The 19,676-nt window shown below is 53.8% G+C and carries 18 protein-coding genes; 6 read left to right on the top strand and 12 right to left on the bottom strand.

Annotated elements, in window-relative coordinates; all coding sequences use genetic code 11:
• Positions 1 to 424: 424 nt before the first annotated feature.
• Entirely contained in the window at positions 425 to 889 is a 465-nt protein-coding gene (locus tag I2G69_RS02920) for a helix-turn-helix domain-containing protein (RefSeq protein WP_195560161.1), read from the bottom strand.
• Positions 877 to 1,329 carry a C-GCAxxG-C-C family protein gene (locus tag I2G69_RS02915; protein ID WP_087230608.1) on the bottom strand — a complete coding sequence of 151 codons (453 nt, stop codon included), beginning with the start codon at positions 1,327 to 1,329 and terminating at the stop codon, positions 877 to 879. The genes I2G69_RS02920 and I2G69_RS02915 overlap by 13 nt, the downstream gene beginning before the upstream one ends.
• A gap of 198 nt (positions 1,330 to 1,527) precedes the next feature.
• On the opposite strand from I2G69_RS02915, the gene I2G69_RS02910 reads away from it, so the two are divergent.
• The 3 genes from I2G69_RS02910 to I2G69_RS02900 all read left to right on the top strand — a co-directional run bounded on the left by I2G69_RS02910 (position 1,528) and on the right by I2G69_RS02900 (position 5,678).
• On the top strand, positions 1,528 to 2,847 hold the full coding sequence (locus I2G69_RS02910; RefSeq protein WP_195560160.1) for a putative DNA modification/repair radical SAM protein: 1,320 nt from the start codon (positions 1,528 to 1,530) through the stop codon (positions 2,845 to 2,847).
• A 2-nt stretch (positions 2,848 to 2,849) separates the two neighbouring features.
• Complete coding sequence (locus I2G69_RS02905; RefSeq protein ID WP_191405181.1) at positions 2,850 to 3,653, top strand: TIGR03915 family putative DNA repair protein; 804 nt, start codon at positions 2,850 to 2,852, stop codon at positions 3,651 to 3,653.
• Between the two features lie 84 nt (positions 3,654 to 3,737).
• Complete coding sequence (locus I2G69_RS02900) at positions 3,738 to 5,678, top strand: fructose-1,6-bisphosphatase (RefSeq protein ID WP_195560159.1); 1,941 nt, start codon at positions 3,738 to 3,740, stop codon at positions 5,676 to 5,678.
• Positions 5,679 to 5,882: 204 nt separating this feature from the next.
• On the opposite strand, the gene I2G69_RS02895 is transcribed toward I2G69_RS02900, so the two are convergent.
• From I2G69_RS02895 to I2G69_RS02850, 10 genes are all read right to left on the bottom strand, one after another.
• Positions 5,883 to 7,448, bottom strand: a complete 1,566-nt coding sequence (locus I2G69_RS02895) for a hypothetical protein (RefSeq protein WP_191441144.1) — start codon at positions 7,446 to 7,448, stop codon at positions 5,883 to 5,885.
• A 382-nt stretch (positions 7,449 to 7,830) separates the two neighbouring features.
• Positions 7,831 to 8,502 (bottom strand): V-type ATP synthase subunit D, encoded by a 672-nt coding sequence (locus I2G69_RS02890; protein WP_087230598.1) that lies wholly within the window; start codon positions 8,500 to 8,502, stop codon positions 7,831 to 7,833.
• A gap of 36 nt (positions 8,503 to 8,538) precedes the next feature.
• The gene (locus tag I2G69_RS02885) at positions 8,539 to 9,936 is read right to left on the bottom strand and encodes a V-type ATP synthase subunit B (RefSeq protein WP_191362940.1); all 1,398 of its coding nucleotides are present in this window, start codon (positions 9,934 to 9,936) and stop codon (positions 8,539 to 8,541) included.
• The gene (locus I2G69_RS02880; protein ID WP_195450502.1) at positions 9,937 to 11,706 is read right to left on the bottom strand and encodes a V-type ATP synthase subunit A; all 1,770 of its coding nucleotides are present in this window, start codon (positions 11,704 to 11,706) and stop codon (positions 9,937 to 9,939) included.
• Positions 11,707 to 11,783: 77 nt separating this feature from the next.
• Positions 11,784 to 12,101 carry a V-type ATP synthase subunit F gene (locus tag I2G69_RS02875; RefSeq protein ID WP_087230589.1) on the bottom strand — a complete coding sequence of 106 codons (318 nt, stop codon included), beginning with the start codon at positions 12,099 to 12,101 and terminating at the stop codon, positions 11,784 to 11,786.
• 11 nt (positions 12,102 to 12,112) lie between these two features.
• Positions 12,113 to 13,090: a V0D/AC39 family V-type ATPase subunit gene (locus I2G69_RS02870; RefSeq protein ID WP_442858877.1), complete on the bottom strand. Its 978-nt coding sequence runs from the start codon at positions 13,088 to 13,090 to the stop codon at positions 12,113 to 12,115.
• Entirely contained in the window at positions 13,087 to 13,689 is a 603-nt protein-coding gene (locus I2G69_RS02865) for a V-type ATP synthase subunit E (protein WP_195560158.1), read from the bottom strand. Before I2G69_RS02865 ends, I2G69_RS02870 begins: the two co-directional genes overlap by 4 nt.
• Before the next feature lie 43 nt (positions 13,690 to 13,732).
• Positions 13,733 to 14,215, bottom strand: coding sequence for a V-type ATP synthase subunit K (locus I2G69_RS02860; RefSeq protein ID WP_087230583.1), 483 nt, complete (start codon positions 14,213 to 14,215; stop codon positions 13,733 to 13,735).
• Between the two features lie 2 nt (positions 14,216 to 14,217).
• Positions 14,218 to 16,230 carry a V-type ATP synthase subunit I gene (locus tag I2G69_RS02855; RefSeq protein ID WP_195560157.1) on the bottom strand — a complete coding sequence of 671 codons (2,013 nt, stop codon included), beginning with the start codon at positions 16,228 to 16,230 and terminating at the stop codon, positions 14,218 to 14,220.
• A 42-nt stretch (positions 16,231 to 16,272) separates the two neighbouring features.
• Complete coding sequence (locus tag I2G69_RS02850; protein WP_191362935.1) at positions 16,273 to 16,584, bottom strand: hypothetical protein; 312 nt, start codon at positions 16,582 to 16,584, stop codon at positions 16,273 to 16,275.
• A gap of 364 nt (positions 16,585 to 16,948) precedes the next feature.
• Between I2G69_RS02850 and serC the strand changes: the two genes are divergently transcribed.
• The 3 genes from serC (at position 16,949) to I2G69_RS02835 (ending at position 19,600) form a co-directional block, all read left to right on the top strand.
• A complete protein-coding gene (serC, locus tag I2G69_RS02845; protein WP_195560156.1) occupies positions 16,949 to 18,034 on the top strand; it encodes a 3-phosphoserine/phosphohydroxythreonine transaminase in 1,086 nt (361 codons plus the stop codon).
• Positions 18,035 to 18,101: 67 nt separating this feature from the next.
• Positions 18,102 to 19,265 (top strand): 3-phosphoglycerate dehydrogenase family protein, encoded by a 1,164-nt coding sequence (locus tag I2G69_RS02840; RefSeq protein ID WP_195560155.1) that lies wholly within the window; start codon positions 18,102 to 18,104, stop codon positions 19,263 to 19,265.
• 107 nt (positions 19,266 to 19,372) lie between these two features.
• Positions 19,373 to 19,600 carry a helix-turn-helix domain-containing protein gene (locus I2G69_RS02835; protein WP_087230566.1) on the top strand — a complete coding sequence of 76 codons (228 nt, stop codon included), beginning with the start codon at positions 19,373 to 19,375 and terminating at the stop codon, positions 19,598 to 19,600.
• The last annotated feature ends 76 nt before the right edge of the window (positions 19,601 to 19,676 follow it).

Below are 19,676 nucleotides of genomic sequence, written 5' to 3'. Positions count from 1 at the left end.
GTTGGGGGTTGCTTTACTGATTGTTTATCTGATTCTCATTTTCTTTGCCCCTCTTACTGGCCTATGGATTTTCCGCCTGTTTGCGCTGGCCGTTTTAATTTTGTGCCTATTCCGTATGCTTTCTCGCAACACAGCAAGACGCTACCAGGAAAACCTCAAATTTTTAGCGTTCTGGAATCCCATTAAAAGCTGGTTTCAGAAGAAAAAGGCCCGGTTCAAGGATTCCAAGACCCATCGGTATTACAAATGCCCCAATTGCAAAAGTACACTGCGCGTTCCGCGTGGAAAAGGGAAAATTCAGATTACCTGCCCGGTTTGCCATACAGAATTTATTAAAAAAACATAAAAGGAAGCTGCGAAGGAACATCCTCCGCAGCTTCCTTTTATGTTTCGTTGTCGTTATGAATTTCCACGTAGCCTCGGTTTAGATCAATTCCAAGATCTCGCATTGCAAAATATCCGCGATGCGCTTCAGCGTGCGGACATCCGGCTCCACTTCACAGTGCTCCCATTGATACAGCAACGCTTGTGAAACCTCTAACCGCTCCGCCAGTTGTGCGCGGGTCAGATGGGCAAGTTCCCTCTGGCGCAGAATCTTCTTATCGCGCTCCATCAAAATCGCAAGCTTTTTCGCCTCGTCGATCAACAGCGGGCATCCGTTGTGCCCCTGCAAACCGCAGGGTTGCCCATCCGGATTCAAAATCACCGGCACGCCGTCCTCTGCACTCAATTCATAGCCCTTTGGCAATTCATAATCTTTTCCCCCGTCGTCCTCGCCCTTCATGGTGGCGTCGTCTTCATCCCAGGGCACCAGAGAAAAACTCTCTCCGATCAACTCCTCGCGCGGGGCATGGTAACAATTGATCCGATAGAGCGTCACCGTATCCATTCGCAGTCCTCCAAAATCCGCGCCGCACATGCTGCCAACTCCGGGCATGGGCGCTTTTTATAGTATTCCGCTGTCCGTTCGCTTGGAACCGGGGAATTGTCTGCGTCCTTGACCCCTGCCAATAATTCCGCACACACAATCGAGCCGTTTTCCTTGCGGAAGCACTCCGCCAGCCGTTGAATCTCCTGATAGAGCTCTTTCTTTTCCACTTTGGCCTTTGGGTCCGTGTAGCCAAGTTTCGCACTTGCGACAAACACCATGCCCGAGACTGTGCCGCATACCTGCCGCAAGCGTCCCATACCCCCGCCAAAGCCGGAGGCCAAGCGGACGGCGGTGTCAAAATCCATGCCGATCTCTTCCGCAAAAGCGCCGACCACCGCCTGTGTGCAATTGTATCCTTCCAGAAAGAGGGCCTTTGCCCTCTCTGCCTTATCGCCCATCTTGATTTCTCCTTCCGAATGTTTGGACAGGAATCCGATCAAAACCATCCATGGAGTTTTGCAAAACAGAACCTGTCCAATCGGTTTGTTTCTAAAATTATAACGCAAATCGGCAATGGTTGCAATTTCCGCTTGACTTTGGCAGAAAAGTTCCTTATACTGTTTGTATCGAACATATGTTTATAAGAAGGGTTTTCTATGACAACCATTGAAAAATTGACCATCCTGACCGACGCCGCCAAATATGACGTGGCCTGTACCTCCAGCGGGATCGACCGCGGCGGGAAAAAAGGAAAACTGGGCAGCGCTGTGAAAATGGGCATCTGCCACAGCTTTGCATCTGACGGGCGGTGCATCTCCTTATTGAAGGTGCTGATGACCAACGCTTGCATATATGATTGCCAATATTGTATAAACCGCCGGTCCAACGATACGCCCCGGGCAACGTTTACCCCGCGCGAACTGGCCGACCTGACCATTGGGTTTTACCGGCGCAATTATATCGAAGGGTTATTTTTAAGCTCTGCTGTCGTCAAAAACCCCGACTACACCTGCGAGCTGTTGATCCAAACCCTGCGCCTCCTGCGGGAGGAATACGGATTCCGGGGGTATATCCATGCCAAAGCCATCCCCGGTGCGGACAACCGGCTCCTGACGCTTCTCGGGATGCTCGCGGACCGTATGAGCGTGAATATCGAACTGCCCTCCGAGCGCAGTCTCAAGCTGCTTGCGCCGGACAAATCGAAGCGTTCCATCCTACAGCCGATGGGCCTGATCGCAGGCAAAATCCAGGAGACACGCCACGACTTGATACGGTACCGCAGTACGCCGAAATTCGCCCCTGCCGGCCAGAGCACACAGATGATTATCGGCGCCACCCCGGACACTGACTGGAATATCCTCCGCCTGACCGAGGGGCTTTATAGGAAGTATGGCCTGCGGCGTGTTTTTTACTCCGCTTATATGCCGGTCTCGGAAAATGCCCTACTGCCCCCCAAGGGGACAAAACCGCCGCTTCTACGGGAACACCGGCTCTACCAGGCGGATTGGCTGCTCCGCTTCTACGGCTTCACCGCCGACGAGCTTTTGGACATCCATCATCCAAACTTCCACCCCCTGGTGGACCCCAAATGCGGTTGGGCGGTCAACCATATGGAACAGTTCCCGGTGGAAATCAATACCGCCCCGTATGAGATGCTATTGCGCGTTCCAGGGATCGGCGTGCGCAGCGCCCAGCGTATCCGGGCGGCGCGCCGCTGCCGTTCCCTCGACTTCGACGGCCTGAAAAAAATCGGCGTGGTCTTAAAGCGCGCGCAGTATTTCATCACCTGTTCCGGAAAGATGCGGGAGGGATTGCGCTTTACCCCAGAGAGCGTCCTGCGCGCCCTGATCTCCGAGGAAAAACAGAAACTTGCGGCACAGGATGTCCCGGAACAGCTCTCCTTTTTCACCCCATCCCCCACGACAGAACCACAAGCGCCGGTTGCCTTTCCGGAACTTGCCCAAAAGGAGGCCTGACCATGGTTGCCTATCGCTACGACGGAAGCTTCGACGGCTTTCTTTGCTGTGTTTTTGAAAGCTATATCAGGCGGGAGGTCCCTGTGCAAATTCTGCCCGAGGAAGAAGCACAGGTGTCCTTATACCCGGAAAAATGGATTGGAACCGATCCTGACCGTGCGGAGCGCGTCTACACATCCCTCTCCCGCAAAATCTCCCCGGAAGCCCGCGAGTTGGTGGAAACCGGTTTCCTCACCTGCCTTCCGGAACGGGAACGCCTGCTCTACCGCTTTATCCGCATGGGGTACCGGCATGGCGCGCAGGTCACGAGCTGGCTTGCCGACGATACGGTCAGCACGCTGCGCAAGGCGGCCTTTTCCGCTGGCCATGAGGCCCATCTATTGACCGGGTTTCTCCGCTTTTCCGAGCAAAACGGCACGCTGGCCGCCATCATCACCCCGAAAAACCGCGTGCTTCCTTTAATCCTGGAGCATTTCAGCAGCCGTTTCAACGCGGAAACCTTCTTGATCTATGACAAGACCCATCACATGGCGCTGGTCCACCGCCCGGGCCAGGATGCGATCATCCCCATGGAACATTTTTCGTTGGAAGAGCCGGATGAAACGGAACGGCAATTCCGCGCCCTTTGGAAACAGTTTTACCATACCATTGGGATTGAAGGGCGGTACAACCCCAAATGCCGCATGACCCATATGCCCAAACGCTATTGGGAAAATATGACCGAATTCCTGGAGCCCGCCCTTCCCAACGGCAAACCGCGGGCGGATGCCCTCTTCTCCTCCACGAACAGGGAGCGCCTCTGTTAATTTTTCCCAATCTATCGGGAAAGGGCTTGCACCGGCTTCCAGCCTGTGGTAGCATGAGAAAAAAGACCGGAAAGGTGGATGTTTATGACCGATCCGCATTATCTGCGCCTGTTGGCACGGGAATACCCCAATGCCGACGCTGCTGCTTCTGAAATCATCAATTTGAATGCAATCCTCTGCCTGCCCAAGGGGACAGAGTATTTTTTCAGCGACCTGCATGGCGAATCCGAAGCGTTTGGCTATCTGTTAAACAGCGCCTCCGGCATCACCCGGGATAAAATCGAATGGCTGTTCCAAAAATCGGTGAGCCTGCGCGAGCGGGAAGAGCTCGCCAATCTGGTATACGCCCCGGAGCAGGTGCTCTCCCAAAAGGATACAGGGGACGATTCCTACTGCGAATGGTGTGAAATCACCATTTACCGCCTGGTACAGGTATGCAAAACGGTTGCCTCCAAATACACCCGCTCCAAGGTCCGCAAAAAGATGCCGGAAACCTTCGCCTATGTCATCGACGAATTGCTCCATGCGGACACGGAGGACACCAAAGAGCAATATTACGGTGAGATCATCCACTCCATCACCCGCACGGGCATGGCGGAAAAATTCATCATCACCATCAGCCGCCTGATCCGCCAATGCAGCATCGACATGCTCCATATCATCGGCGATATCTTCGACCGCGGACCGCATGCCGATCTGGTGATGGACGAACTGATGGGCTTTCACGATGTGGACATCGAATGGGGCAACCACGACGTTTCCTGGATGGGCGCGGCCACAGGCAATCTGGCGCTGGTTGCGAATGTGGTCCGGCTTGGCATCAGCTACAACAATTTCGACCTATTGGAGGACGGCTATGGCATCAACCTGCGCGCGCTATCCATGTTTGCAGCGGAAGTCTATCAGGACGACCCCTGCACCATCTTCACCCCGCACATTCTGGACGAAAACACCTACGACCCGGTGGATATCCCGCTGGCAGCAAAGATGCACAAGGCCATTGCCATCATCCAATTCAAGCTGGAGGGCCAATTGATCGCCCGGCATCCGGAGTACCATATGGAAGACCGGGTTTTGCTGGATAAAATTGATTTCCAGAACGGCACCATCACCATTGGGGAAACCACCTACCCGTTGACCGACCGCCTCTTCCCCACGGTTTCGCCAGAGCATCCTTTGGAGCTTACGCCCGCGGAGGAAGAACTGATCCACACACTGGCACTCTCGTTCTCACACAGCGAGAAATTGCGCAAGCATATCCGGTTCCTCTATTCGCATGGCAGCATGTACAAATGTGTGAACTCCAATCTGCTGTATCACGGCTGCATTTTGATGACGGAAGATGGGGAATTTGATACGGTATCCATCGGGGATATAACCCTTTCCGGCAAGGAGTACTTGGACTATATCGACACGCAGGTGCGCCGCGCATATTTCGCAGCGCCCGGGTCGGAAGAGCAGCGCAATGCGAGCGACTTCCTCTGGTATCTTTGGTGCGGGCCCAAATCCCCGCTGTTTGGCAAAAGCAAAATGGCCGCATTTGAACGGTATTTTATTTTGGAGCCGGAGACGCACACCGAGGCGCGCAACCCCTATTACAATCTGATCGAACAGCGCGAAACGTGCGAGAAAATCCTGCGGGAATTTGGCCTGGACCCGGCGCATTCCCATATTGTGAACGGCCATGTGCCGGTGAAGATCCGGCAGGGGGAAAGCCCCATCAAAGCCGGCGGCCTGCTGTTTATCATCGACGGCGGCATTTCCAAAGCCTATCAGAAGCAGACCGGCATTGGCGGCTATACGTTGATCTACAATTCCCACCATCTGGCGCTGGCGCAGCATAAGCCGTATGAGCTTGCTAAACAGGATTTTTCCAAAAACGCCCCCACGATGCAGATTGTGGAGATTATGCCCCGCCGCCTAACCGTTGGCGATACGGACAACGGCAAGCAGGTCGCCCAACAGATCGAAGAGCTCACCGAACTGCTGAAAGCGTACCGGAACGGCGAGATCAAGGAGAAATAAAGCGGTTCTTTGTGAGGTCCTTGGACGATACATACATCTGAACAAGGAGGACGCCCGGCCTTTTGTGCATCGGGCGTCCTCCCTTGTTATTTTATAAAAGGCACTTACACTTGCTGGGCAAACGGGTTCCGATGACAATAAGGGCAGCTACTTCCGGTTGAAATAGCCGCCCTATTAAGGAATATCCTTCTATGAATGAAAACGTTACCTCACTGTGTACGAGTAAGTATTATTGCTAATTGTGAATGTTATTGTTACAGACCCATTGCTTGTTGCTACTTCTTCCGGAACTTCAAAAAGATAATGCAAATATCCCGTAGTCAGCGGCGCAATGCTTGTGATGTTGGAATAGGTAAAGTCACCGCGGCTTTCTTTCTCAACCATAGAGAAGCCGCTGTACTTATATTTCCCGGCATAAGTAAGAGTCGCAGAACATATATCTTCAGCCCCTATACTTTCAGTTTTCCAATTTTTGTATGCTATACAAAAATCTACATATACCTTTCCAGCATCCGCCTCATAATGCGAATACCACTCCCCAGGCTGTGGGGGCTTTACATCATTCGTAATATTGGCATAATCTACATAGAACTCACAGTCGTTCATTACGGCTACAATTTCGTCTGTCTTTACTTCGCCGCTCGTTTTGGCTACCGCATTTCCATTGGGGGAATCGACCTCACCGTCCTCGCCCTCACGAACAACAACGCGATATTGATTTCTGCCAATATTCATCAACACGACCAAAGAACCGTTCGATGTTTGTACTGAAGCGGGAACTTCAAACAGGTAATGCAAATATTCCATGCTTAGTGGTGAAATGTCTGTAATATTGGAGTACGTAAAATCACTACGGTTTCGCTCTTCAACTATAGAAAAACCGGTATATTGATATTTTCCGCCATAAAGTAGCGTTGCATCTATAATTTCATCCGCACGTTGGTTTCGAGTTGACAAGTTCTTATATCCAACACAAACATCAATATAGGCTTTCCCGTTTTCTGCTTGATAATGGGAATACCAACTTCCAGGAACCGGCGGTACCACATCGGAAGTTATCTGTGCGTAATCAACAAAGGCCTCATAAATATCGGACACAACCACATGCTCTTGTATAGCAAGCGGGGTTGTCGTGTCCTTTTCAATATCACTGCTCTCGTTCAAATGATCCGGATCTTCAGAAGAACCCGGATCATTTACATAGTCTTTGTAAGAATCCGTATGCAAAACTTCTTTTGTGTCGCTATCAATGAAACGGACAACCGTATCAATCTTGCCGGATTCTATCCCCATAAAAGATTGATAGTAGGCTCCGGTCATATAGAAAGTAAATGCATACAAATCATCCCATTTTGTATATTTATCAGCATTTACATGGATATTTATTTCAGAATAATCATCTGTATAATCGATCGATACAAACGAATCCACCGCATCCTGGCCCTGTAGCACATTCTTAATGGTATCGTTCATACGTTTCTTAATTTTCTTGAGCATCTCATCTTGTTTGGTTTTTGTCATTGTATAGGTGACAGAGCCATCCTCATGCATGACATAACCGCTATACCCGTTTTCTTTTACTTTCTTTTCGATTTTATCTTCTGTCATGCCATCAAAAAAAGGAGCAGGTACAGTTACATCAGATAATTCCTCATCCGCCTGAAGGCCATCCGAATTTTCTCCGCCATTTTTTCCAAAGACATTGCCAGTACAAGCTGCCAACGATAGCAACAAAACAAACGACAGCAGTAGAGCAACAAGTTTTTTCATCTTTCTTTCCTGCTCTTATCCAAAGATAAAACTTCACGGTAATCCGCCCCGCCATTTATGCGCATTGCGCAATATACGGCTTTACATTCTTTCCCTTGCTTCCAAATAATACTTTTCACCTAAATCTTAACTAAAATTTATTAAAACCCATTTTATAAATAGTATATCATTTTCGTGTGAATTTCAAATCCATAATAAAGCGCGCCGCACTCAAAAAGCGTGACTCCCCTCTTGTTTTGTCACTCACTCGATTGTATTCTCAATTTTTTGCTATATGTGAATTTTATTGACCTATTTTTAGCTTTTACGCCAGTCCTCCCACCGAAAAAAGCGGATGCAATACGGGTATTGCATCCGCTTTTTCCTTATTATCGCATTTTCATCAAGCTGGTTCGGGCACATGCTCGCTGTAATGATGCGCCTGTTCCAACATCATATCCTTGACCTTCATCAGACGAATCTGTGTACTGCGCTCGTTTTCATCGAGCTTCATGGTGATATACTTGATATTCGCCTGCATCTGCGGGATCATCACATGCTCCAGCGCGTTGACACGCCGGCGAGTCTTTTCAATTTCCGCCGCCATCAACTGGCACGATTTCTCAACCTCTGCCAAGCGCAGCATGTCGGGCAAAATGTCCGCCAAGGACTTCACCGCTGCATCCAAATCGCTGGATGTAAAGGCAAAGCCATAGGAATAGATGTCGTTTGCGTCGGAAGTCCGGGTCTGATAGGTAAACACCGGGACTTCCACGCTCATCACATTGCGGGCATTGCACTCCAAAAAGACCTCCTGCTTCGGCGTCATCAGCGCCACATCGAGCACCGGGGCCTGCATCCCCGCCCGCGCCAACACAAAATTCTGGTTGGCGGCGGCGATGCCCGCCTCCACCTTCTCGCGCAGGGCCTTGTTCTCCCGCACCAGATCCAGGAACTGGCGCATCAACTCGTCGCGCTTATCCTTTAGGAGCTTGTGGCCCCGCGTGGCTGTGACCAGCTTCTTTTTCAGGCGCGTCAGCTCCATCCGCGTCGGGTTTACATGGGTTGCCGCCAAAGATGTCTCCCCCTTTCTGTCCGGCTGCGCGGCGGATTATGCCTCCCGCTCACGCTGCTCCTTTGCTTTGTCGTAATATTCATCGAGGAAGGCGTCTTTGATACGCTTCAATTCGCTGCGCGGCAAAATGGAGAGCAATTTCCAGCCGATCTCCAGGGTTTCCTCAATGTCGCGGTTTGTATTGTACCCCTGGGAGACGTACTTCCGCTCGAATTCCTCTGCAAATTGCGCATACAGCTTATCCATATCTGTCAAGGCTGCTTCGCCCAAAACGGTCATCAGCTCCTTGGCCTCCTTGCCGCGCGCATAGGCGGCGAAGAGCTGGTTCATCGTGTTGGCGTGGTCGGCGCGGGTTTTGCCCTCGCCGATGCCCTTATCCTTCAAACGGGACAGGGAGGGCAGCACGTCGATCGGCGGTGTCACGCCCTTGCGGTACAGTTCACGGCTCAGGATGATCTGCCCCTCTGTGATATAGCCCGTCAGGTCGGGGATCGGGTGGGTTTTGTCGTCCTCGGGCATGGTCAAAATGGGGATCATGGTGATGCTGCCGCTTTTCCCCTTCTGCCGTCCGGCGCGCTCGTACAGGGACGCGAGGTCCGTATACATATAGCCCGGATATCCACGGCGGCCGGGCACCTCTTTGCGCGCAGCGGAAACCTCGCGCAAAGCGTCGGCATAGTTCGTAATATCGGTCAGGATGACCAGCACGTGCATATTCTTTTCGAACGCAAGATACTCCGCAGCCGTCAGCGCCATGCGGGGGGTGGCGATGCGTTCGACTGCCGGATCGTTCGCCAAGTTGACAAACATCACGGTACGGTCGATGGCGCCGGTCTCCTGGAAGCTCTGGATAAAGAAATTGGATTCCTCAAATGTGATGCCCATAGCGGCAAACACGACCGCAAACGGCTCGTCGGTGCCGCGCACCTTGGCCTGGCGCGCAATCTGCGCTGCCAAATTCGCGTGCGGCAGGCCGCTGGCGGAAAAAATCGGGAGCTTTTGACCGCGCACCAGCGTATTCAAACCGTCGATGGCGGAAATTCCCGTCTGGATAAACTCCTGGGGATAGTTGCGCGCCGCAGGGTTCATGGGCAGGCCGTTGACGTCCAGGCGCTTCTCCGGAAGGATCTCCGGCCCTCCGTCGATCGGGCGGCCCAGGCCGTCAAAGACACGGCTGAGCATGTCCTCGGAGACGCCCAGTTCCATGCTGCGCCCCAAAAAGCGCACCTTGCTGTTGCTCAGGTTGATGCCGGTGGAGCTCTCAAACAGCTGAACCAGCGCGTTTCCCCCGTCGATCTCCAGCACTTTGCAGCGGCGCTTTTCCCCGCTGAACAGCTCGATCTCCCCCAGCTCGTTATAGGTCACGCCTTCCACGCCGCGCACCAGCATCAGAGGACCCGCAACTTCCTGTATGGTTCGGTATTCCTTTGGCATTTAGAAGTCCTCCTTTTGCAAAAGCTCGTCGATCTGTTTGGAGAGCGCTTTCAAAACGGCCTCATATTCGGCCTGTATATCCTTCTCCTGCACATACTTGAAGCGGCCGATCTGCTCGCGCACAGGCAGCTTTACCAAATCCTCGATGGACGCCCCCTGATCCAGGGCCTCCACCGCTTTGTCATAATAGTCCAACACCAACTGCATCATGGTAAACTGCTTTTGCAGCGGCGTGTACGTGTCCACCTCGTGGAAGGCGTCCTGATGCAGGAAGTCCTCGCGGATAGAGCGGGAAGCCTCCAGCTTCAGGCGGTCCGGCGCGGACAGGGCGTCCATGCCGACCAGCTGGACGATCTCGTTCAACTCGGCTTCCTCCTGCAGAAGGCGCATCAACCGCGCGCGCAGGTCCATCCAATGGGCGTCCACATGCTCGTTAAACCATTTCTCCATCGTATCCACATAGAGCGAATAACTGGTCAGCCAGTTGACCGCCGGGAAATGGCGCTTATAGGCGAGGTCGGAGTCCAGGCTCCAGAACACCTTGACAATGCGCAGCGTCGCCTGGGAAACCGGCTCGGAAATATCGCCACCCGGTGGGGAAACGGCGCCAATGACGGACAGCGCACCCTCGCGTCCCTCGCTGCCGATGGTCACCACGCGGCCCGCGCGCTCATAAAACTGCGCCAAGCGGCTGCCCAAATAAGCCGGGTAACCCTCTTCGCCGGGCATCTCCTCGAGGCGGCCGGACATCTCACGCAATGCCTCCGCCCAACGCGAGGTGGAATCCGCCATCAGCGCGACGGAATAGCCCATATCGCGGAAATACTCTGCGATCGTAATGCCGGTGTAGATGGACGCTTCACGCGCCGCAACCGGCATATCAGAGGTGTTGGCGATCAGGACGGTGCGTTCCATCAGGGAGAACCCTGTCTTCGGGTCCTTCAACTCCGGGAACTCGTTCAAAACATCCGTCATCTCGTTGCCGCGTTCGCCGCAGCCGATATAGACCACGATGTCCGCCTCCGCCCACTTCGCCAGCTGATGCTGCACGACGGTCTTGCCGCTGCCGAACGGACCGGGGACCGCCGCCACGCCGCCCTTTGCAATCGGGAACAGCGTATCGATGACGCGCTGACCGGTGACAAGCGGCATATCCGGGGACAATTTCTGTTTATATGGCCTTCCGACGCGCACTGGCCATCTTTGCAGCAGGGTCAGGTCCTGGCTGGACCCGTTCGGCGTATCCACCACTGCAACGGTTTCGTCAATGTTGTAATCGCCTTCTTTGATCGAGCGAATGGTGCCCATCAATCCATGCGGCACCAAAATCTTATGGACGACAATCGGCGTCTCCTGCACCGTGCCGATGATATCGCCGCCTGTGACGGAGTCCCCCGCCTTTTTGAGCGGCGTAAAATGCCATTTCTTTTTGTGATCCAGCGCGGGAATCTCCACGCCGCGTTGAAGGTTGTTGCCGGACACCTTCATGATCTCCTCCAGCGGACGCTGAATCCCGTCGAAGATGCTCCCGATCAGGCCGGGGCCCAACTCCACGGAGAGCGGCGCCCCAGTGGATTCCACCGGTTCGCCCGGGCCAAGCCCGGAGGTCTCCTCGTAGACCTGGACGGAAGCCTGGTCGCCGTGCATCTCGATGATCTCCCCGATGAGACGTTGGCTGCTGACGCGCACCACGTCAAACATATTTGCGTCGCGCATCCCCTCGGCGATGACCAGCGGGCCGGCAACCTTTTTTATGGTTCCTTTGCTCATGATTCTGACCGTTCCTTTCTGCGGAAAAGCGCCGCAGCGCTTTCCCAGAATGCCGGAAACCTATCCGATTCCAAAAATTAGTTATTGAAGATAATGTCGGAGCCGACCGCTTGTTCTACGCTCTTCTTGACCGCGGCGACGCCCTTTCCGGTGTTGCCGGACGCGCCTGGGATTAAAATCACCGCCGGCAGCATCTGCTCGCGGTAACGGTCGATTTCCGCTTCCAGGGTATCCGCCAACGCCTCGGTGATATAGATGACGGCATATTCCTGCTCCGCAAGGCTGCGCAGCCGCCGGGCGGCCTCAACCGGGTCGGTTACAGGATATGTGTCCAGCCCCAGGGCGGCAAAGCCATAGATGCTGTCGCGGTCCCCCATCACTGCAATCTTATACATGGCGTCCCTCCCTAAACATTGCGGTACATTTCCCGCATCCGCTCGCGGACCGCTTCCTCCCGCAGATGGTTCCATTTTCCGGAGAGGATGATCCGAACCGTCTTCACCTCGTTCTCCCTTGCCAGGAGAAATGCAGCCAACGGGCCGACCGTAAACGGGTTGTACTGCTGCGGGCGGATCTCGCGGATGATGCGGTTGTCGCACCAACGCTCAAATGCGGAGGGCGATTCCTGCAATACGGGCACTGCGTCCGCATAAGCGGTCTTTTGCAGATAGCTGTAGATGGCGTCCTGGCCCTCAACGGCCGCTTTCGCTAGCTGCTCCACATCGAGCGAATCGCATGGAGCCAATGCGCGCTGTAGAAAGTCCAGGGGCTTCCCCGTCTTCTGCGCACGGACCGCAATCTTGATATCCGCCGCTGCCACGGTCATTTCGGCATAGTCCCGGATCACCGGGTGGTCCGCCGCTTTTCCCGCCGCATAGATCGCATCCAGCGCCGCGCGGTCGATCACAACATCGCAGAGCTGGCCGTCCCGCGTGTGTAGGAGCAGGTCAAACGCCTCCTTCGCCGGGGCGCGCATCGCCTCGGGCAGCAGGGAATCCTCCTGTTCCCGGATGGCTTGCAGCATCGTCTCCGGTTCCACGGTCCCGTGGGAGAAAAATGCTTCGGGCCGCTCCATATCCAGATATACCAGTTTGATGGCGGCCTTCAAATTGTGATAATCGTTTGCATAGAGAAAGACGTCAAAGGCCGAAAGGTCGTCCACCAGATCCTCCAGCAGCGCCCAGGTCTTTTCCTCCTCGCCCCTGAGAATCTGCTCAGCGTCCATGGTGGTCCCGTCTCCCCAGCCCTTTTCGGACAAAAGCTGGATGCATTCTTCATAGCTTTTGGCCGCCAGCAACTGCTCCAGGAACGCGCCCTTCAACAGGCCGAGCTCCTTCGTGCGGATACGGGCTACCGCATATGCGTAATACTTTTCCGCCATCATGCCTGCCCTCCTGCAAAGAGCAGCGCGTGCAGTTTGTCCTGCAAGCGGTCCTTTGCCGCGTCAAACAGCGCGGCAAAGGAACAATTCTGCTCCACGCCGCCGTAGACCAACACGAAGCCCCCGTCGATCTTCCTCGGTTCACGGGAAACCTTCAGGCTCCCGCCGGCCGGCAGGGCCTGCGCCAGTTCCTGTTCAAACCCGCTGGGCAGGCGGTCCAGATCCCTCTGGGAAAAGAGGATCTCCCCCTCCTGTGGCAACGCGTACCGGCGGACCAATTTTAGAAGGTTTGTGAAATACTCCGCCTCTGGAAGGGTTTCCATGTCCTGGCGGCTCTTTTCCAGCAGCTCGCGGATGATCGCCTGTTTCGCAGCGAGAACGCTCTGCCGCTTCTGTAGGGCCGCGGCCGATTCCGCACGGCTTTGGATACTTTTTGCTTGTTCTTTCGCCTGATTGGCAATCTCCTGCGCGCGCGCTTCCCCGCGCGAGCGGGCCTCCTGTGCGATTTGCGCCGCTTCCTCCTCCGCCTTTTGACGAATGGAGACCGCAGAGGCCGCCGCATCGTCTTCAATCTGTCTGATGATTTGTTCCAATCCAGTCATGCGCAGCGCTCCTTTTCCGTATCAATGTGGGGATTGGAGCGGATCATACCGGCAATCCGGCAATGCCCGTGACAGCCAGAATGGAAACCAACAGCGCCAGAATCGCATAGGTCTCCACCATCGCCGGGAAAATGATGGCCTTTCCGAGCTGGTCGGGACGCTTTGCAATCAAGCCAATGCAGGCGATGGATGCACGGCTCTGCTTTAATGCGGACCAATAGCCGATGATGGCCATCGGCATGCAGGCCAGAAAATACAAGATGCCTTTTGCCAGCGAAATATTGGAATCCCCGCCGAGAATGCCGATCTGCGAAAGGGTGATGAATGCGATCAACAGGCCATAGATGCCCTGTGTGCCGGGGAGCAGCTGCAAAATCAGGACTTTACCGAATTTGGATGGGTCCTCCGTCACAACGCCCGCGGCCGCCTCACCTGCGCGGCCAACGCCCACCGCGGAACCAGCGCCCGCCAACAGCGCCGCTAGAACAGCTCCCAGCAAAGCAAGTACAACACCGATGTTATCCATGATTATTTTTCCTCCCTAATTTTGTAATATTTTGTGTGAATGCCAAACGGCGCAAATTTGCGGCCGCCGCCCTCATAAAACTTTCCGAAAAATTCCACAAATTGGAGGCGGTTCGTATGCACATAAGCCCCTAGCAAATTGATTCCCAAATTGATGGTATGTCCGACAATGAACACCAGAATAAACATGATCGCGCCGCCGATTCCGCCGCCTCCCATGCTGCCCATCTGGTTGATCACCGTCGCGATCACGCCCGTTGCGAGCCCCAGGGCCAACAGGCGGGAATACGACAGGATGTCGCTCAAATACCCCGTGACGTTGTAAAGGCCGTAGAGCCCCTTGAGCAGGCGCTTGGCCGGATTGCGCGACTCGCGCCCCGACGTCAGGACAATGCCGATGGCGCCGATCCCCGCGACAACCGCCGCGGCAGTGCCCGCCTGTGCGGGAAGGATAAAGCTGAGCTGCGCAATATCCACAAAAGTCTGGCTGGAAAGCATAAACACAATTGCGCCCCCCACCAGCATATACCAGAAGATAACGTCATACAGGATATCCTTATAGCATTTCAGCCGCCAAAGCTGGTAAAACTTCATGGCCAACCCTGCGAACAGGTGGATGACGCCCACCAAAAGGGCAAAGATCAGCATCCGCATGGGTTCTTTGATCGGCTCAAACCAGAGCGGCCCAAGCACGACCTCGTGCTCGAAAAAGGTGCGGGAAATCACCGCTACGGCGTCCCCAAAGAAACTGCCGAACAGGAATCCCCAGAACGTAGTCGAAATGCCGCAGAAAAAGAACATCCGCAGTGATTTGTTCATGCTGGGTTCCATGTTTTTAAACTTGAGCAGTGCCAAGCCGCAGCCGATCACCATAATCAGCCCATATGCGGCGTCGGAAAGCATCATGCCGAATAGAATATAGTAGAAGATCGCCATAATGGAGGTGGGGTCCACCTCCGTTTTCCCCGGAAGGCTGAACGACTCCAAAACGCCCTCCACCGGCTCGGAAAATTTGTTGTTCTTGAGAAGCACCGGCACATCGTCCTCTTGGGCAGGCGCTTCCAACTCTACCACCGCGCCAAACTGCCCTTCCAGCTCCTGTGTGAGTTTTCCGGCGTCCTGCTGGGGAATGTAGCCGGTCAAGACAAAGGTGCGCCGCGATTGCATCAGCCGCCCGATCACATCGTACTTCTCACTGCGCATCGTCAGGTAGTCCACCAGGAATTTGAGGTCGTCCCGCTGTGACGCGTAGCCTGTGATCTCCTGCTCCGCCTCTTGGATGATCTGCTCCTGCTCCTCCATCCGCTCCTGCAAAACCCGCATGCGCTCTGCCGGCGGTGTTTTGGTTGGGGAGGAGGGCCGTGCAAACCCCAAAGTGCGAAGGGCTTCTTCCAGCACCTGAGCATCGGCGCGGCCGCACAATAGAAATGTGCAGGTTTGTTCCTGGGAAGTGCTGATGACCTCCGCATAAACAGGGACCTTTGGAGCAAGAAGCGCAATCTGCTCCTCCAAATCTCCGGCCGTATAGCCCGCTGGGAACGATCCGACAAACGCCGTGGTGCTCTTTGTCCCCTTTGTACGCATGGAAATATCCAGATTCATCCAGGGCTTCAGCGCCTCCATCTGCGTCTGGAGCTTTTGAATCAACCCCCGACAATCTGCGATGTCCTTCGAACGTTCATTCAGCCGGTGTGCCACACGGAGCACATCGTCGCTTTTGCCGCCAAAGGCGTTGGCCTGTTCTACAGGGATTTCGGTCCGCCCCTCCAAGACGGCAAACAAGGACTTTTTCTCCGGCGCGTACCGGTTGAGAATCTCCAACGCCTGTTTGGATGCCGCGATATTTTTTTCAATCTGTGCCTTTTGGGTGGACACATCCATCCGTTGGAATACATTGTCCTCTTCCAATGCGTCGTTGATTTCCACCGCACCGCGCCGTTGAATCCATTCCAAGATGGGTTTTCGGTCTTTTCTGAGAGCGTATATGCTGATGCGCTGCATCTGCAATACCGCCATAAATTCCATTCCTCCTTTCTATGCCGGTTTGGGGCTCCCCCGTTAACCGACAAGCTCCGCAATCACGCAGGCAATTGCTTCTTTTTCCCTTTTCTGTGCAAGCGCACGCAGTGCTGCAATCTCCTGTTCCGCTTCCTGGGCAGCCTTTGCCGCATAGCGTTCTCCTTGCGCGCGGGCCGCTTCCAAGGAATCCTGTGCCAACTTGTCCGCCTCGGACGTAATTTGCGCCGTTGTCCGTTCGGCGTCCGCATGGGCTTTCCAGAGGATTTCCTCTGCCTGCTGGGCAGCGTCGCGTTCGGCCTGATCCGCTTTCCGTTCCGCCTCGCGGACGGCGTCGATTGTCTGCTGTGCCATTGGTTCCTATCACCTCCCGTTCTTTTTATTGACCGTATCGCCTTTGGATAGACGCCTCATGAATTTAAAAATTATATTTATTGTACATGAAAATGATGGAAAATGCAACGATATATATGATTGTTTTTATTATGTTATTTAATTTTTGTATGATTCGATCAATTTTTCTCGCTTTTTTGATTTTTTGTCAAAAGGTTACCACATTTCCCGTTTTATCACTTCCCAAAATCAGACGAAATTTTCTTTGTTTCGTCAATAAATTTATGAATTTCGCTCCATTGATTTCATCGCACTAAATCGGTATAATTAATAGTATTATAGTCTGCTCATTTGAAGCAGTAATTTACTAGGAGGTTGCACCACTATGAAACGCGTTTATAACTTTTCCGCGGGCCCCTCGATGCTGCCCGAAGCTGTTCTCCGCCGTGCTGCGGACGAAATGCTGGACTACCAGGGCAGCGGCCAATCCGTTATGGAAATGTCCCATCGTTCTAAGGTCTACGAGGGTATTATCGGTTCTGCCGAAAGTCTGCTCCGCGAAGTCATGAATATTCCGGACAACTATAAAGTTTTGTTTTTGCAGGGTGGAGCTTCCTCCCAGTTTGCAATGGTCCCGATGAACCTGATGACCAAGAGCGGCAAAGCGGACTTTGTCCTCACCGGCCAGTGGGCTACCAAGGCCTATAAAGAAGCCGCACGTTATGGCGAAGCCAATGTTGTGGCCTCTTCCAAGGATCAGACCTTCTGCTACATTCCGGAGCTCGACCCCGCCACTTTCACAAAGGATGCGGATTATTTCCACATCTGCATGAACAACACCATCTACGGCACCAGATTCACCAAGCTGCCGGAAACCGGCGATGTGCCGCTGGTGGCGGACATTTCCTCCTGCATCCTGAGCGAACCCATCGACGTGAGCAAGTTCGGCGTGTTGTATGCGGGCGCACAGAAGAATATGGGACCGGCCGGCCTGACGGTCGTCATCATCCGTGAAGATCTGATTGGCCATGCGATGGACATCACGCCCACCATGTTCAACTATCAAACGCATGCGGACAACGGCTCCATGTTCAATACACCGCCGTGCTATTCGATCTACATCAGCATGTTGGTGCTCGATTGGATCAAAAACACCATCGGCGGCCTGGAGGAAATGAAGAAGCTGAACGAAAAGAAAGCCGGCATCCTGTACGGCTATCTCGACAACTCGAAGATGTTCCGTGGCACGGTTGTCCCGAAGGACCGCTCCCTGATGAACGTCCCGTTTGTCACAGGCAGCGACGAACTGAACGCAAAGTTTGTTAAGGAAGCGGAAGCTGCGGGCTTTGTGAACCTGAAGGGCCATCGTTCGGTGGGCGGAATGCGCGCTTCGATCTACAACGCAATGCCGATCGAGGGCGTGGAGAAGCTCGTCGAATTCATGAAGAAGTTTGAAGAGGAGAACGCATAAGGTTCCCTCCCAACATAGTATGGCTTTTAAGAAGATATTTTACTTTTGAAAGATACAGGTGATAGACATGTACAATGTAAAATGCTTGAATAAGATCTCCCCCGTTGGTCTGGCGCGCTTTGGGGCGAACTACACCTGCGGCGAAGACGTAGAAAACCCGGAGGCAATTCTGGTCCGTTCCGCTTCCATGCATGAAATGGAGCTGCCCAGCAGCCTGTTGGCCATCGCCCGTGCAGGTGCAGGCGTCAACAATATCCCGTTGGATAAATGCAGCGAAGCGGGTATTTGTGTCTTCAACACGCCGGGCGCCAACGCCAATGCGGTGAAGGAGCTTGTCATCGCAGGCCTGCTGCTCGCCTCCCGCAAGATCGTCCCCGGCATCGAATGGGCAAAGGGCTTGAAGGGCAAGGGTGCAGAAGTCGGAAAGCTGGTCGAAAAGGGCAAGAGCCAGTTTGTTGGCCCGGAAATCAGCGGCAAACGCCTTGGCGTCATCGGCTTGGGCGCCATCGGCATTCTGGTGGCCAATGCCGCCAAGAGCCTGGGCATGGAAGTCTATGGATACGACCCGTATCTGAGCGTTGACGCGGCGTGGGGCCTCTCCCGCTCGACCAAGCACGCCCAGACACTGGATGAAATCTATGCGAACTGCGATTATATCACCCTGCATGTGCCGCTTACCCCGGATACAAAGGAAATGATCAATGCAGAGAGCATTGCAAAGATGCAGGATCACGTGCGCATCCTGAATTTCGCGCGCGGTGATCTGGTCAATTCCGGAGATATTCTCAAGGCGCTGGCAGATGGGAAAGTCGCCTCCTATGTGACCGACTTCCCGACCGACGAAATGCTCGGCGCGGAGGGCGTAATTGCCGTTCCGCATCTGGGTGCTTCCACCCCGGAGAGCGAGGACAACTGCGCACGGATGGCCGCAGACGAGCTCAAGGATTATCTGGAAAACGGCAATATCCTGCACTCGGTAAACTTGCCGAACGTCTCCATGCCGCGCGATCCGGCGTTCACCCGTGTGTGCATTATTCACCGCAATGTTCCCAACACGATCAGCCTGTTGGCCGGCAAGCTCGCGGATGCAGGCATCAACATTGAGAACATGCAGAGCAAATCCCGCAAGGATTATGCTTACACCATTTTGGATGTAACGGGAGATTTCAGCAGTGATTCGGCCAAGAAGATGGAAGAATCCGAGGATATCATCAGAGTCCGTGTCATCTAAATTTTAAAAACGTGATTGGATAACGACAGCCTGCTGTAAGTTTTTACAGCAGGCTGTTTTACTAAATTCCATGTATATGAAACTGCGATTGGATATGAGGGAAGCAGATGATTGTTTTTGACAAGCTTTGGGAGACCATGAAGGCAAAACATGTGTCCACCTATGCATTGCGGGACCGTTTCGACATCGACAGCCGGACCATCCGCCGGCTGCGGGCCAATCAAACTGTCACGACGGATACGCTGGATAAATTGTGCCGGATATTGGATTGCAAGCTCTATGAAATTGCGGAATATCTACCGGAGGAAGCGGAAAAGGAAGATTCTATTCTTTAACGATCGTTCGGTTCTCTTTCGTAATACTATTAGCGGCAAAAGGGTGGGACGGATTCCGTCCCACCCTTTAAAATTA

It is taken from the genome of Anaeromassilibacillus sp. D41t1_190614_C2 (assembly GCF_015558525.1).
GTDB lineage: Bacteria > Bacillota > Clostridia > Oscillospirales > Acutalibacteraceae > Anaeromassilibacillus > Anaeromassilibacillus stercoravium.
This window is presented reverse-complemented; position numbering and strand designations above follow the sequence as displayed.